At 62.2% G+C, this 15,183-nt stretch carries 11 protein-coding genes; 6 read left to right on the top strand and 5 right to left on the bottom strand.

Annotation, left to right across the window (positions count from 1 at the left end; genetic code table 11):
• Positions 1–72: 72 nt before the first annotated feature.
• The 5 genes from PQR67_RS32880 to PQR67_RS32860 form a co-directional block, all read right to left on the bottom strand.
• A complete protein-coding gene (locus tag PQR67_RS32880; RefSeq protein ID WP_408466975.1) occupies positions 73–708 on the bottom strand; it encodes a 2OG-Fe(II) oxygenase in 636 nt (211 codons plus the stop codon).
• A gap of 386 nt (positions 709–1,094) precedes the next feature.
• Complete coding sequence (locus PQR67_RS32875) at positions 1,095–1,433, bottom strand: FmdB family zinc ribbon protein (protein ID WP_408466974.1); 339 nt, start codon at positions 1,431–1,433, stop codon at positions 1,095–1,097.
• Between the two features lie 77 nt (positions 1,434–1,510).
• Positions 1,511–2,743 (bottom strand): formamidase, encoded by a 1,233-nt coding sequence (fmdA, locus tag PQR67_RS32870; protein WP_408466973.1) that lies wholly within the window; start codon positions 2,741–2,743, stop codon positions 1,511–1,513.
• Between the two features lie 104 nt (positions 2,744–2,847).
• Entirely contained in the window at positions 2,848–3,360 is a 513-nt protein-coding gene (locus tag PQR67_RS32865) for an AmiS/UreI family transporter (protein WP_408466972.1), read from the bottom strand.
• Positions 3,361–3,648: 288 nt separating this feature from the next.
• The gene (locus PQR67_RS32860; protein ID WP_408466971.1) at positions 3,649–4,800 is read right to left on the bottom strand and encodes a LuxR C-terminal-related transcriptional regulator; all 1,152 of its coding nucleotides are present in this window, start codon (positions 4,798–4,800) and stop codon (positions 3,649–3,651) included.
• A gap of 265 nt (positions 4,801–5,065) precedes the next feature.
• Here PQR67_RS32860 and PQR67_RS32855 point away from each other — a divergent pair, with 265 nt between their 5' ends.
• The 6 genes from PQR67_RS32855 to PQR67_RS32830 all read left to right on the top strand — a co-directional run bounded on the left by PQR67_RS32855 (position 5,066) and on the right by PQR67_RS32830 (position 15,141).
• Positions 5,066–7,813 (top strand): ATP-binding protein, encoded by a 2,748-nt coding sequence (locus PQR67_RS32855; protein ID WP_408466970.1) that lies wholly within the window; start codon positions 5,066–5,068, stop codon positions 7,811–7,813.
• Positions 7,810–9,084, top strand: coding sequence for an EAL domain-containing response regulator (locus PQR67_RS32850; RefSeq protein WP_408466969.1), 1,275 nt, complete (start codon positions 7,810–7,812; stop codon positions 9,082–9,084). Before PQR67_RS32855 ends, PQR67_RS32850 begins: the two co-directional genes overlap by 4 nt.
• Positions 9,085–9,975: 891 nt before the next feature.
• A complete protein-coding gene (locus PQR67_RS32845) occupies positions 9,976–11,178 on the top strand; it encodes a pyridoxal phosphate-dependent aminotransferase (RefSeq protein ID WP_408466968.1) in 1,203 nt (400 codons plus the stop codon).
• Positions 11,179–11,278: 100 nt separating this feature from the next.
• Positions 11,279–12,463, top strand: coding sequence for an acetylornithine deacetylase (gene argE, locus PQR67_RS32840; RefSeq protein WP_408466967.1), 1,185 nt, complete (start codon positions 11,279–11,281; stop codon positions 12,461–12,463).
• 81 nt (positions 12,464–12,544) lie between these two features.
• Positions 12,545–13,933: an MFS transporter gene (locus PQR67_RS32835; protein ID WP_408466966.1), complete on the top strand. Its 1,389-nt coding sequence runs from the start codon at positions 12,545–12,547 to the stop codon at positions 13,931–13,933.
• 122 nt (positions 13,934–14,055) lie between these two features.
• Positions 14,056–15,141, top strand: coding sequence for a porin (locus PQR67_RS32830; RefSeq protein ID WP_408466965.1), 1,086 nt, complete (start codon positions 14,056–14,058; stop codon positions 15,139–15,141).
• Positions 15,142–15,183 lie beyond the last annotated feature (42 nt).

Below are 15,183 nucleotides of genomic sequence, written 5' to 3'. Positions count from 1 at the left end.
ATGAGCGTCTTCAGGGTTGCGTTTGGCGTTGCTAGCAGTTCGCCGCGCGTGAAGACATCAAAACCAAGGCCACTACGCGCGGCGTCTGAACCATCCAGCGAGCGACATGCGGTCGCGCGTTGCGGGCAATACTTCGTGCAGCATATCGGCGGATAGAAACACCGCGATCCGGCTGCCGACCGGCGAGATGTCCCACATGCCCAAGCCCTCTGGATGCAGTCGCAATTCACCGCCATGCTCAGGCAGCCAGTCTGCATTCAGATAGACGACAACCGACACGGTGCGACTGTCGTCGTGGCGAAACTGATCGCGATGTTGCAGATACGAGTCGCCAGGTGCGTAGAACGCGAAATGGCTTTCGTATTCGTCGAGCCCCAGAAAGAACCTGCGATTCAACGCGATACGCAGCGTTTCGATGATCGCGAGATACCGATCGCAGGCTTCGGATTGCCCCGCCTCCAGCCAGTGAATCTGGTCACCGCGTACATCGGGCCGGAGCGAACGCGCCGCGCCCTGGCTGATCCGCGCCAATGCGAGCGTCCCGGCCATGGCAAGCGCGGCACATTCTCGTGCGAGCTCGAGTGTCAAGTCCGGTGGAAGAAAATTGTCCTGTTCCGACCAGCCATGGTCATGAAGAGCATCCAGGATTCGTCGATGCCCTCCATCTTCGGGCGCATCGGAATGCGCCGACGAGTGTGTGCGGTTCACTGCCTGTTCCTTCGAACGAGGTGCTGGTTGGAAATTCGAACCGTTGTCCGAGGGATATGATCGAGGTGGGCTTTAACCAGTGCTGCACATCCGATTGTGCGGTAAGCATTGCAATGCTCACGGGCGGACTATACGCGCGTTTGCGGATTACGCTGGTATCAGCGTCGCAGTACAGGGTGTTGTCGAGGAAGTCGGAAGACTCGACTCGATAGGAGTCGCGGTACTAAATGAATGGGACTATGGCGATGGGACGATAGCCATATCTATCGCAGATCCGGCCGGAAACGTTTTAGAAATTTGGGGTTGTCCATGAAGACACTACCGGTTGCGGCAGCGAAAAAACCCCTTCCGTGGTCACCGCTAGCCGCGTCGCCCTTCGCTCCAACTCAATGACTGATCATCCACGGCCGTGTGCCGGGAAACGTTCGCGTGCTGCCGGCATTGGCGGCTTTCGCGGACTTCGCCGCACCGCAGCCACAACCCGGCCCATGTCGATGTCCATAATCCTTCGAACTCACCGGGGCATGCGCGCTGCGTTCGTTGGTCGAGTGTGCCGCGCGCTGCGCTTGCGGCATCAGTGCCAGCATTGCGCCGCTCGTGACGACCCGCGTCGTTTGCGTACCGCACTGCGGGCAGAGGTGGGGCAGGTTGCGATCGGCGATACTGCGCATTGCATCGAAGCGGCCGCACGCATCGCATTCGTATTGATAAATCGGCATCGTCATTGTGCTCCATGAGTTTGATGCTGGCGAAGGCCCGAGGCTTCATGCCTTCGCGCAGCATGGATCGATCGAACGCCGCGTCAGTTCCGGTCGAGCGACAAGGGGAGGTCCACGCCGCCCTGGACGTGGCGAATCGGACCGTCGGCGTTGGGGCGAATGTCGAAGTCGAAGATCTGCGTGGGCAGCCACAGGGTCGCGCAGGCATTCGGAATATCGACGACCCCGCTGATATGCCCCTGAACCGGCGCGGTGCCGAGGATCGAATAAGCCTGTGCGCGTGAATAGCCGAACTTGGTCAGATACTCGATGGCGTTGAGACACGCCTGGCGGTATGCGACATGTACGTCGAGGTAGTGCTGCTTGCCCGCTTCGTCGACGGAAATGCCTTCGAAGATCAGGTAGTCGTCGTAACGCGGTGTGATTGGGCTCGGCTTGAAGATCGGGTTCCTGACGCCGTACTTGGCCATGCCGCCCTTGATCAGATTGACCCTCATGTGGACCCATCCCGCCATCTCGATCGCACCGCAGAAGGTGATTTCGCCGTCGCCCTGGCTGAAGTGGAGATCGCCGACAGACAGCCCCGCGCCGTCGACATAAACCGGGAAGTAGACCTTCGAGCCGCGCGAGAGATCCTTGATATCGCAGTTGCCGCCGTGCTCGCGCGGCGGCACGGTGCGTGCGCCTTCGGCGGCGGCCTTCTTGCGTGAATCGCCGGTCAGCTTACCCATGTGAGCGGTGGATGCGAAGGGCGGATTCGCCAGCGGCGGCACGCGATCCGGCTCCGTCTTGATGAAGTCGATCTCACGATCGTTCCATGTTTTGAGCAGCTTCGGATCGGGCAGGCAACCAATCAGACCCGGGTGAATCAGACCGGCGAATTCGACGTTCGGGATGTGGCGAGACTTCGTGAACAGGCCATGAAAATCCCAGATGGACTTTTGCGCGTGCGGAAAGTGCTCGGTCAGGAAGCCGCCGCCATTCTGCTTCGAAAAGAAGCCGTTGAAACCCCACTGGCTCTCCGCCTTCGTGCCGATGTCGAGCAGGTCCACGACCAGCAGGTCGCCTGCCTCGGCGCCATGCACCCCCACGGGGCCCGACAGGAAGTGGACGATGGATAGATCGATGTCCCGTACGTCGTCGGCAGAATCGTTGTTCTTGATGAAGCCGCCGGTCCAGTCATAAGTCTCCAGGATGAAGTCTTCACCCGGTTTGACCCAGCAAGCCATCGGAATGTCCGGGTGCCAGCGATTGTGAACCTGTTCGTTTTCGTACGCCGACTGCTTCAGGTCGACTTTGATGAGCGTCTCAGCCATGGCTAGTGTCTCCTTGCATTGGATCGATCCGGCGTGCGTGCCGCCGTCGAAGAAGGCTTCTTGCGAAGCACGTTGGGGATTCGTCGAGAACGGGTTGGGAGCGGCTATTTGAGCGTGCCGCTCAGCAACAGGTAACCTGGCAGCCAGCCGGTGAGGATCCCCGTAATCACGGTGACCGCGCCGGTCAGTTTCGCGATGGGGCGCTGCATGGCCAGCAAGATGAAGAACAGCAGCCACAGGAAAGCCCAGCCGAACCAGCACAGCGCAAACCAGATGCCCCACATCGAGGAGGCGTGCAGCAGGGCATCGATGGCGACGGGAACGGCGGTGATGGCGACGAACAGACTGAACCAGCCGAGACCTCGGCCGTCGGCGCCGTTATAGCGATTGATGGCCACCCAGAAATAGGTGAACGTGAAGAGCAGCGTGAGCGCCGCGGCCTTGATCGACGCGAGGTCGGCACCGCTGCCGAACGCCAGGTGGAGCGAGACGAGCAACGTGATGCCGCCGGAGAACACGTTGATCACCCAGATCTCGCGATCGCCGATTCGTCCGAGCAGCCACAGGCCGTTCAAAAACAGTACGGCACCGACGTAAAGCAGACTCAGACCCAGCATGGTGACCTCCATGTCTTCCACGCGCCGCCGTGCCGGGCAGCTCAGATGCTGTGCCTGGGGTCACTGCGTGTCCCGGTGACGTGGGGCGTCCGCTGGCAAGTTTCGAAATCGCCAGACGGCGCCGGGACAGAAGCCATCATAGCCAGATGACAACTCGCTCGAATCCCCCGCCGCGATGATTCTCTTGCCCCTTTAAAAGAGCAGGCAGATTCACCCAGTTGGGTGAGGCGGCGCGTCGGCTAGCGTGATAGCGTGGTTGTGCGAGGAGGGCGTGGCGGGGAGCGAAACTCAGATGGCGAGGCAGATTCGCCCGTGCAGGTGCACGAGTTCCATTTGGCCGTGCGTGTCGGTTTTCAGGAAGATTTGCTTGAGATGGCTACGCGCGGTGTTTTCGGATACATGCAATTCGTGCGCCACTCTGGCGATCGAATGCCCCGTAACGATCAGCGCGCTCACGCGGGCTTGCGCCGGGCTCAGGCCGAACTGGCGCGCGAACGAGCAATCGACATGATCGTCCTCCGGACGCGTATTGAGCGCGCTAACAATGGCGAGGCCGCGAACTTCGCCAAGCTCGGCGCAAAATGCCGCGCCGGCCGGACGGATCGAGACGACCATCGGTTGAACGCCGCCCGGCGCGGACAACGACAGCACCTTCGTCGCGCCAGGGTGATCGTCCGCATTGGGATGCGTGGCGCTGACAATGGCTTGCTGGAATATGCGATCGTCGGCAGGGCTCGTGGCGGCAATGCAACCTCCGTCGACGCGCAAGCCCGCACCGCGCTCGCAGATGCGCTGCGCGCCACGATTGCCGAAGACCATTCTTGCCTGCGCGTCGACCAGCATGGCCGCGTGAGCATGGGTATCGACGATGCGCTTGAGCGCGGTGTTCAGGTCGTTGGCTTCCCAGCGCCGCCAGCGATTCTCGACCGCGAGCGCAAGGTGCGAGAGCAGCGAGCCGAAGGCCGTTTTCTCGCGTGGCCCGAAGCGCGGATCATTGGGGCCGCGATGCAGATCGACGTAGTAGACGAGTTCTCCGCGCCGTGCAACAACGCCGCACAGGCGGTGATAGAGGCCATGCGGCAACAGGAGGCCGTGATAGAAATCGGTTTTGACGAGATCCCTGTTGCTCAGCAGTTCCTCGCCCGCCATCACGCGGCCGGGCCGGTAAGCATCGCTCGACAGGAACCACGGATTGCGCGAGGCGTAGTCCGACAAGGCCGCGCACAAGCCAGGATCGCGCGGGGCTGCATACAGCGCGGCGCCTTGCCGGCTGACGAAATCATGTTGGGCGAGGGCCGCCCAGCGAACCTGAAAACGCTCCCGGATCTGCGCGAATACCGCGTGCCAGGCGTCTTCCGAATCACCGGCTGCGTGAACACGGTAGACAAGGTCGTCGCTTGCGAAGGGGGCAAAGGCGCTGGCGGATAGCCGCGTCGTCATGTCTGTCCTGGTACAGGTTGGAGGTCTGACTGGCGCGGTATGGCTGGCAACATGATGTTATACCGGCGCCGAAATACGCTGCCGCCAGTGTTTCGAGTCAACCTCCGGAAGTCAACCCGCAAAAACCCGGCAAGCCGTGATCGGGTTGCGCCGGACATCCTGGCGGCGTGTTGCTGCGGGGCCTGTTTCAGCGAATAATCGGGTCGGTCCGGAGACTTGCCGATGCCCCTTCACCTGCTTTGAGCCGATCTTTTATCGTAGGGCCATGCGAATCAAACGCGACTATCAATCCTGGGTGGCCAACGAAACGCTGGAGGATTACGCGTTGCGCTACGCCGCGCGGTCCTACCGGAGATGGTCGCCATTTGCACTCGCCAACACGGCGCTGGGCGGCATATCGTTCCTCGCGCTCGAAGCGATCGGCGCCAGCATCACACTGAGCTTTGGTTTTCACAATGCGTTTGCCGCCATTCTGCTGGTGTGCGCGCTGATTTTTCTGGTCAGCCTGCCGATTGCGTATTACTCGAGCGAAGCCAATGTCGACATCGACCTGCTGACTCGCGGCGCCGGCTTCGGCTACGTGGGTTCCACCATTACGTCGCTGATTTACGCGTCGTTCACGTTCATTTTCTTTGCGCTGGAATCCGCGATCCTGGCTCAGGCGCTCGAACTGGCCACGGGCCTCAACATCGTGGTCGGCTATTTGCTGTCATCGCTATTGATCATTCCGCTGGTGTTTTTCGGTGTCACGTTGATCAACAAGCTGCAGATGTGGACGCAACCGCTTTGGGTGGTGCTGCTGCTATTGCCGTTTGTCTTCATCCTGTACCGGGAACCCGGCGTGCTTGGCCGCTGGGCTGCGTTTCCGGGGCTCGGCACCGGTGGTGAGCCGGGAGCGGGGCATGGCATCAACCTGCTGCTTTTCGGCACCGCCGCCGGCGTGCTCTTTTCGCTGATGGGGCAGATCGGCGAACAGGTCGATTATCTGCGCTTCCTGCCCGAGCGAACGCCGCACAACCGGTGGGCGTGGTGGAGCGCCATGCTGCTTGCCGGTCCGGGATGGATCGTGGTCGGCGGACTCAAACTGCTGGCCGGCAGCTTGCTTGCGGTACTCGCGTTACAGGACGGCGTTTCGGTCGGCGACGCGGTGGTCCCGGTGCGCATGTACGTGACGGCCTATGAGCATGTTTTCGACAACCACGCGATTGCGCTCGCCGTCGCGACCGTTTTCGTTGTCATATCGCAGGTCAAGATCAACGTCACGAATGCATACGCGGGTTCGCTCGCGTGGTCCAACGTCTTTGCGCGCCTGACGCACTATCACCCGGGACGGGTGGTGTGGCTGGTTTTCAACGTGCTGATTGCCCTGTTGCTCACGCTGCTCGGTATTTTCAAAACGCTCGAGACGGTGCTCGGGGTCTATTCGAATCTCGTCATTGCATGGCTCGGCGCGCTCGTCGCCGACCTCGTGGTGCTGAAGCCGCTGGGTATCAGCCCGCGCAAGATCGAGTTCAAGCGCGCGCATCTGTACCAGATCAACCCGGTCGGCTGTGGCGCGATGCTGATCGCCTCAGTGGTGTCGACCTGTGCGTTCGCGGGTCTGTTCGGTGACTACGCACGCGCGTATGCGGCGTTCATCGCGCTATTGCTGGCGTTTGTCAGCGCGATTGCGATCGCCTATGCCACCGGTGGCCGCTATTACATCGCGCGTGCCGATCTGCGCTACGGCGACGTGCGCCGTGACGAACCGGTCCGTTGCTGTATCTGCGAGCGCGACTACGAAGCGGCGGATATGGCCTATTGCCCTTTCAACCAGGGGCCGATCTGTTCGCTGTGCTGCGGGCTCGACAACCATTGCCGCGATAGCTGCAAACAGCCGGAAGCGGCCAGCGCTACTGTGCCCGGTAACGCGTTGCCGGGGCCCGCGACATTGGCACCGGATTTCGGCCGTCGTATCGGGCGTTTCTTCGGCCTGTTCGTGATTGCCTCGGCGGCGACAGGCGCGGTGTTTCTGCTGTCGTATCGATTGATCGAGATGTCAGACGCCGCGACACGGGCGCAACTCGCCAGCGTGCTTCTGCACACGTACGCCGCGACCTTGCCGCTGCTCGCATTCGGCGTCTGCTGGATCGTGCTGTCGCAGGAAAGCCGTGAACTGGCGCAGGGTGATCTGATCCAGTCTCTGCATAACCTCGAGGAAACCCGCAAGGACCTCGTGGAGTCGGAAAAGATGGCGTCGCTGGGTGGTCTGGTGGCGGGTGTCGCCCACGAAATCAATACGCCGGTCGGGATTGTGGTGAGCGCGGCCTCCTATCTGCGCGATCGCACCGAGGCGACCAGCGGCAAGCTGGCGCGCCAGGAGCTCACCGCCGACGAACTGGATCACTATATGCGTGATGCCGCGCAGTCGGCGCGGCTGCTGCTGTCGAATGCCGATCGCGCGGCCCGGCTGGTGCAGAGCTTCAAGCAGGTGGCGGTCGACCAGACGAGCGAAATACGACGTCAGTTCGATCTGAGCGACTATCTCCGCGAAACTGTGCTCAGTCTCGAACCGAAGCTTAAGGAGGCGCAGGTGTCGCTGCGCGTCGACTGTCCGCCCGGCATCCGCATGGACACGTTTCCAGGACCGCTTGCCCAGGTGCTGACCAACCTCGTGGTCAATTCGCTGGTGCATGCGTTTGCGCCAGGCGCGGCCGGCCAGATCGTCATCTCGGCACGCAAGGCGGGCGACCACGAAGTACTGATCGAACATCGGGACGACGGCTGCGGCATCCCCGACGAATTGCATGAGAAAGTCTTTGAGCCGTTCTTTACCACGCGGCGCGGCTCGGGGGGCAGTGGTCTCGGCTTGCACCTCGCCTATGCGCTCGTTACCCGTACACTGAACGGCAGTTTGTCGGTCCGCAACGGGACGCCGTCGGGTGCGGTGTTCGTCATCTGTCTGCCGCGTGTTGCCGCGACACACAGCGGCACGTCGAACGTGATTCAGATCATGCCGGGGAGAACGCGATGAATACACCCTCGTGGCTGCGCCAGACTGTGACGACGGATGCCGGTCAAGACCGGAGCATGCCGGCCGAACCGGGCTGGACGGTTTTGCTCGTCGACGACGATCCCGAGATTCACGAGGTCACGCGAATGGTGCTGGCCGACGCCACCTTTGCCAACCGGCCCATCGGACTGGCCAGCGCGTTCTCGGCGGCAGAGGCGAAGGCATATCTCGCGACCCATCCGGACACCGCGCTGATTCTGCTCGACGTGGTGATGGAGGCGGATCATGCCGGGCTCGAACTCGTACGCCATACCCGCGAAATCATCCAGAACCGGGATGTACAGATCGTGCTGCGCACAGGCCAGCCGGGCATGGCGCCCGAGCGCGACGTCATCGTGCAGTACGACATCAATGGATACTTCCTGAAGACCGAATTGACGGCGCAGAAGCTGACGTCGATCGTTGTCGCGGGCTTGCGCGCGTATCAGTACATCAAGGCGCTCCAGCCGGGACACGCGTCGCCGGCAACTTCGCCGACGCGCAGTCTGGTGGAACCGAAGGAGCAGGAGCGGCGCGCCCGGATCGTAGCGGATCTCGTTGCCGCAGCCCAGACCGGGTTGGCCGGTGTGCAGGCGTTGCCGCAAGTGGAGCTCGCCTCCAGCGCCGTGGTTGGGGTCGAGATACAGCCGGCATGGACAACGCGTGAAGGCGTGCTGCGGCCGGCGGAAATTGTCGCGCTAACGGACGACGTTGGATTGCATCTGTCGCTCGACACGCTGTTGTTACGTCGCGCGTGCGAGCTCGCGCGAGACTGGCGTGACAGCAAGACACACGCGCCGCGTGTCTCGGTGCCGTTGCTGTCGACGCGCCTTGACGATGTCGAATTGACGACGCTGGTCAAGCGATCTCTTGGCGACGCCGGCCTGAACGCTGCCGCCCTGGATTTGCAGTTGAGCGGTGCGCTCCTGCGCAGGACGCGCGTGGCGGCGCGCGCGTTGCAGGCAGATGGCGTGTCGATTACGCTGGTTGACTTCGGTCCTGAGTTGATCTCGTTGTCGGGCTTGCACGGGCTGCGGCCCGACCGGATCAAGATCCATCCGACTTTCGTGCGCGATGTGACGCACGAGCCTGAGCGGGCCGCGGTCGCGCGCTCGATTGTGGCGCTCGCGCACACGCTCGGGATGAGCGTGATTGCCGACGGCATCGCCAGCGACGACGATCTTCAGTTCTTCCGCTGGGAAGGCTGCGACTTCGGCCAGGGTGACGCACTCGCCGCTGCGTGGCGTCTCTGAACCGATGCGCCTGTCGGGTGAAGAATTTGAAGGCTAATTTCGTTCCGGCCCCCAGAGGGGGAAATGAAGATGCGCGCCGGGCTTTTTTACATTGACTACCTGACCATCGTTAACACTACGTCACCCGCAATCGTCTTATGCTTGACGGATAACGAAGCGGGGATTCCATGACTTACCCATACGACTTGATCTCAGGCGGTTTTTGTCTGGCTTTGGCAGTTGCGTGTCTCGTCGCGCTGCTGATTGCCTGACGCGTTACCCACCACCAGGTAGCAGGGCATTCGCCTCAGCCATGAGCCGATCCCGGCTACCGTCATTCCTCGTCGGCCTTTCGAAACCACCGTTGTTCCCAGACGGAGAGCGCGTCCCTTTTTTGGGTGCCGCCGCGGATCGCCGCACATCCAGCAAAGCAGGGGACGGCGTTCTGTCCGTCGGTGTGCCTGGTCACGTCACGTTGCCCAACAGATTTGCAGCAGCCGTTTCATTAGGTAGGCGGCGCTGAGAATCGGCCACCGGGTCGATGCGTCACCGTGCCCGCCAGAGGGTCTGCAACTCTGCTGCGGTGCGAGAAAGTACGCCGGAAGATTGGTTCGCCACCCCTATTCGGACGCTGCGCTTGATCTGCTGACCGATCGCGCCGATGTCGAGCCGGTGCAACTTCACCTCAAGTCCTCCGTGCGACCGAACTGCGGCCGCCGTCTCCCTCGCAAGTCATGCCACATAGGCCTTCTGGCCCGCTGACGGCCGCCTATCCGTAGAGACCCCTAGCCGGGAAAAGCTTGACACCTAAATTATGTGCAAATAATCTGAATTCAGAATGTTGAATTTAGTTCGAGACCCCGGCTGGTGCCCTCGTGAAGGATCACCCCGTCAAACTGGAAAGGACTATTCGTGCCAGACGCATTGCAGGCTGCGCGCATCGTGAAGCCGACGATCTCAGCGCTTGAGGATTCACCCATCATCGACGTATGGCGGCTCGGGATCGACCGTCCGGACGTGATCGGTCTGTGGGCCGGGGAGAGCGATCTGCCGACCCCGGCGTTCATTTGCGAGGCCGCCAGCGCGGCACTTGCGCAAGGCAAGACGTTCTACTCGCAAAATCGCGGCATCCCGCCGCTGCGCCAGGCCATTCGCGACTATTACGCGAGGCTGTGCGGCGTCGAGATCGACGATGGCCGGATTTCCGCGACATCGTCCGGGATGAACGCGGTGATGCTGGTTGCGCAGGCAATAGTCGGCACGGGCGATAACGTCGTTTGCATCACGCCCTCGTGGCCGAACATCCTGCGCGCGATTTCGATCCTGGGCGGGGAGGTGCGCGAAGTGCCGCTCGGCCACGACGAAAGCGGCTGGTCGCTCGATCTGGAGGCTTTGTTCGCGGCCTGCGACGGCCGTACCCGCGCCATTTACTTTGCTTCACCCGGCAATCCTACCGGCTGGATGATGGAGCGCGCGGAGCAGCAGCGCCTGCTCGACTTTGCGCGTCAGCGCGGCATTGCGCTGATCGCCGACGAGGTCTATCAGCGCATTGTCTATGACCGCGACTACGCGCCTTCGATGGTTGAAATCGCACAACCCGACGACCCCGTCTTTATCGTCAACAGCTTTTCAAAAGCCTGGGCGATGACGGGCTGGCGTATGGGCTGGATGATCTTCCCCGAAAGCATGACGGCGGATTTTGAAAAACTGATCCAGTTCAATACGAGCGGCGGCCAGGTCTTCTCGCAGGAAGCCGCTGCACTCGCGTTGACCGAAGGCGAGCCGTTCGTGAAGTCGTTCGTCGAGCGATGCAGACGCGGACGCCAGATCGTACTCGAGCGTTTCGCCCGGATGCCCGGCGTGCAGGTCGTGCCCAATCTCGCGTCGTTCTATTTGATGTTCGAGATCGAAGGCGTCACGGACACGCTCGAATTCTGCAAGCGTGCGGTGCTCGAGGCCGGCGTCGGTCTCGCACCCGGGATTGCCTTTGGTGCCGAGTCGGCGCACCAGATCCGGCTTTGCTACGCGCGCAGCGACGCCAGCCTGAGCGAAGCCATGGACCGTCTCGAACCGTTTATCGCACGCGTCGCGCAACCCGTGATACAGACCGGCTAGCGGCTCTCGCTGCTGTTCCTTCTGATTCGCATCGATCGCAGGCGCCATGCGTCCGCGAGGGTGCAACACGCATGCAATTCGACCGTATTGAGGATTCCAGATGACAGACGCTGCCAACGCCAGGCCATCGCAAGCAACGCTCGATTGCCTGAGCCAGTTGATCAGTTTCGACACCACGAGCCGCAACTCCAACCTGGCGTTGATCGAGTGGGCGGCCGAGCGCCTCGAGTCAGCCGGTGCGACGCTGCGTTACGACTACAACGCGGAGCGCTCGAAGGCGAATCTGTTCGCCACCTTCGGCAATGGGCCGGGCGGCGTCGTGTTGTCGGGGCATACGGACGTCGTGCCGGTGGATGGCCAGGCGTGGACCAGCGATCCATTCGCGGCGCAGATTCGCGATGGCCGTCTGTATGGCCGCGGCGCGTGCGACATGAAGGCGTTCATCGGTGTCGTGCTGGCGCAGGCGCAACGCTTCGGTGCCGCCAGGCTGCGTGAGCCGCTGCACGTCGCGTTGAGTTATGACGAGGAAGTGGGCTGCCTCGGCGTGCCGGGCCTGATCGCGGCGATGAAAGACGCGGGACTGACGCCGTCGGGCTGCATCGTCGGCGAGCCGACCGACATGCGGGTGATCGCGGCGCACAAGGGCGGACGTATTTACCGGTGTCACGTGCGGGGTTGCGCGGCGCATTCGTCGCTGACGCCGAAGGGCTTGAACGCGATCGAATACGCGTCGCGGATCATCTCGCGCATTCAGGATCTCGCGGAAGAAGAAGAGGCGCATGGCGAGCGTGTCGACGGTTTCGACGTGCCGTTCTCGACCATCTCGACCAACACGATCGAAGGCGGCAACGGCCGCAACATCATCCCGGCCGACTGCGAGTTTTTCTTTGAGTACCGCTTCCTGCCGGGCGTCTCGCCGGAGCGCTTCATCGACGCGCTCAAACACTACGTCGACGGCACCGTGTTGCCAAAAATGCGCGCCCGCAACCGGCTAGCCGACGTCTCGTTCGAATGCGTCGGCAATATCCCCGCGCTCGATGCAAGCGAGGCGGACGAGATTCACCGCCTTGCGATGGCACTGATCGGCGACGTGCATGGCCGTGGCGGCAAGGTGGCCTACGGCACCGAAGCGTCGTTCTTCCAGAACGCCGGGGTACCGGCAATCGTGTGCGGACCGGGTTCGATCGATCAGGCGCACAAAGCCGACGAATACGTGTCGCTCGACCAGCTTTACCAGTGCGAGCGCTTCATCGGCCGTCTGATCGAACGGGTGAGCATGGGCTGAACGTTGTCGCTGCATCCGGGGTTCTGTTTTTACGCCGTCGTTTCCTTCGTCGTTCCATTTCGAGCCGCACGATCAGCACTCATGCCAACCGCCCATTCCTCACTGCCGATGCCTGACGCCATTGAAACCACACGCGACGCCGACCTGTTCCGCAAGGTGACGTGGCGGTTGATGCCGATTCTCTTCATCAGCTACATCGTCGCGTATATCGATCGCGTCAACATTGGTTTCGCCAAATTGCAGATGCTCGACGATTTGCATTTCAGCGCGGCGGTCTACGGTTTCGGATCGGGCGTGTTCTTCGTCGGTTTCCTGCTGTTCGAGGTGCCGAGCAATCTGATCCTGTACCGCGTGGGCGCCCGTACGTGGATTGCGCGAATCATGGTGACATGGGGCGTGATTTCGATGTTGACGCTGTTCGTGAAGACCCCGGCGGCGTTCTACGCGATGCGTTTTCTGCTCGGTGCGGCCGAGGCGGGTTTTCTGCCGGGTGTGGTCTATTACCTGACCCAGTGGTATCCGAAACACCGGCATGGGCGCGTGATCTCGTTGTTGATCACGGCGGCGGCGGCCGGCGGCGTGGTCGTCGGTCCGCTATCGGGCTGGATGATGGATGTGTTCACCGACGTCGGTTCGCTGCGTAACTGGCAATGGTTGTTCCTGCTGCAAGGCATCCCCGCGCTGATCGTCGGAGCGGTGGTATTTATCGGCCTCGCGGATTCGCCGGCCAAGGCGAAATGGCTGAGCGCATCAGAGCGGGAACGCCTGCTCGCGATCGTCGAAGCGGATCGCACCGGCACGCATCAGCGGGCACGCATCCGGGACGCGTTCGGCGAAAGCAAGGTCTGGCTGCTCGGCGCGGTGCTCATCGCGCTGAATCTCGGCATCTATGCGGTGGTGTTCTGGACCCCGACGATCATCAAGGCCGCCGGCTTTGTGCACTACCGGACCATCGGTCTGATCTCCGCGATTCCCTATCTCGCCTCCGGCGTGGCGATGCTCCTGCTTGGACGCAGCTCCGACCGGTTCGGCGAACGGCGCTGGCACATCGCCGGCGCATGTGTCGCCGGCGCGCTGGGGCTCGTTTTCAGTGTGATGTTCACTGGCCGGCCGTTGTTCTCGATCGCGGGCATCGTGCTGGCCACCGCGGCCTTCATTGGCGCGACGCCACTGGTGTGGGCGCTGGCCTCGAACTTCATGAAGGACCGCGCCGCGGCGGCCGGCTTCGCGCTGATGAATGCGCTCGCGGCACTCGGCGGTCTATTCGGCCCCTATCTGATGGGGCTTGCACAGGACCTCACCGGCAACACGGCAGTGTCGATGCTCGGCGTGGCCGCCTGCGCGGTGGCCGGCAGCCTGATCGTGCTGTTCCTGCCCGCGCCGCGGCGCCTCGCGGACCCGCACGCCGCATGCTTTCACCCGGACGCAGGCGGTGCGCCTCAGGTCACGGATCACAGCAGGACGCAGTAAGACGCGCAGTTAGACGTTTCGTTTTGAACAAGCAGCCGGTTCACCCGCCGACGCGCGATGCTGTTGCGCGTCTCCTTCAATTCGCCTGACGCATTCGTCTCACCCTAACCTGATCGCGATCGATGAAACCGACGCCTAGAAAAATTGCCGCCTCCACGCTCCTCGCCGGCTCCTGTGCCGGCATGTCGATGGCCGCACACGCGCAAAGCACAGTCACGCTGTACGGCATCATCGATGCCGGTATTACCTGGGCCAGCAACGAGGGCGGCCACTCCGTGCCGTTTCTCGACACCGGCGTCATGCAGGGCAACCGTCTCGGCTTCAAAGGGGCCGAAGACCTGGGGGGCGGCATGAAGGCGATCTTCGTCCTCGAAAACGGCTACCAGTTGCAGAACGGCAAGCTGGGGCAGGGCGGCGCGCTGTTCGGCCGCCAGGCATGGGTAGGGTTGTCCGGCAACCGCTGGGGCGTGCTGACCGCGGGGCATCAATACGACTTCATGTGCGACACGCTGGAGTCCTACTACACACCGACCTGGTCGGCGGGCGGCTATGCGAACAATCCGCTCGACAACGACCGGATGAGCGGGCAGCGCGTCGATAATTCAGTCAAGTACATGTCGCCCGATCTGGCCGGCTTCAAGCTAGGGGCAATGTACGGTTTCTCCAATCTTGCCGGCGATATCAACGGCAAGGGGCGCACCTACAGCTTCACGGGTGTCTACTCGCGCGGCAACTTCAGCGCGGGCGCGGCCTATACGGAGGTTAGCGGGACCACCCTCGATATTTCGCCGCTGGTGGGGTCGGCTACGCCGGTCAATGTCGGCGGCAGCAAGCTGCGGACGTGGGGAGCGGGCGCCGACTATCAGTTCTCCAAGGTGACGGTATACGGCGTCTATTCGCAGGCGCAGTACGAGTCGGCGAACGGGCTGCCTTCCGCGATGTTCCGCAATTATCAGGGTGGGGTCTCCTACACGAATGTCGCGCAGGTCTATGGCATCGGCTATGGGCTCACGACCCTGGGCGCGAACAGGTACCACCAGCTGAATCTGACCTTCGACTATTTCCTGTCGAAACGGACCGACGTGTACGTGCAGTCGATCATCATGCACGCGACCGGCGACTCCCCGACCGCCGCGATCATCAGCATTCCTGCTTCGTCGAACGGCAATCAGGTGTTGCTGCGGCTCGGCATGCGCCACAAGTTCTGATCGCCTGCACGGTGCCCGGATCCCTAACCCCTGTCGCAATAC

Origin of the sequence: Paraburkholderia fungorum (assembly GCF_046026025.1) — a bacterium.
GTDB classification, from domain to species: domain Bacteria; phylum Pseudomonadota; class Gammaproteobacteria; order Burkholderiales; family Burkholderiaceae; genus Paraburkholderia; species Paraburkholderia fungorum_E.
This window is presented reverse-complemented; position numbering and strand designations above follow the sequence as displayed.

What these genes read in the sequence shown, in the direction of transcription:
- PQR67_RS32860 (WP_408466971.1), bottom strand. Translation starts at nt 4,800, where the DNA reads ATGACGACGCGGCTATCCGCCAGCGCCTTTGCCCCCTTCGCAAGCGAC.
- PQR67_RS32865 (WP_408466972.1), bottom strand. Translation starts at nt 3,360, where the DNA reads ATGCTGGGTCTGAGTCTGCTTTACGTCGGTGCCGTACTGTTTTTGAAC.
- PQR67_RS32855 (WP_408466970.1), top strand. Translation starts at nt 5,066, where the DNA reads ATGCGAATCAAACGCGACTATCAATCCTGGGTGGCCAACGAAACGCTG.
- fmdA (WP_408466973.1), bottom strand. Translation starts at nt 2,743, where the DNA reads ATGGCTGAGACGCTCATCAAAGTCGACCTGAAGCAGTCGGCGTACGAA.
- PQR67_RS32835 (WP_408466966.1), top strand. Translation starts at nt 12,545, where the DNA reads ATGCCAACCGCCCATTCCTCACTGCCGATGCCTGACGCCATTGAAACC.
- argE (WP_408466967.1), top strand. Translation starts at nt 11,279, where the DNA reads ATGACAGACGCTGCCAACGCCAGGCCATCGCAAGCAACGCTCGATTGC.
- PQR67_RS32850 (WP_408466969.1), top strand. Translation starts at nt 7,810, where the DNA reads ATGAATACACCCTCGTGGCTGCGCCAGACTGTGACGACGGATGCCGGT.
- PQR67_RS32875 (WP_408466974.1), bottom strand. Translation starts at nt 1,433, where the DNA reads ATGACGATGCCGATTTATCAATACGAATGCGATGCGTGCGGCCGCTTC.
- PQR67_RS32830 (WP_408466965.1), top strand. Translation starts at nt 14,056, where the DNA reads ATGAAACCGACGCCTAGAAAAATTGCCGCCTCCACGCTCCTCGCCGGC.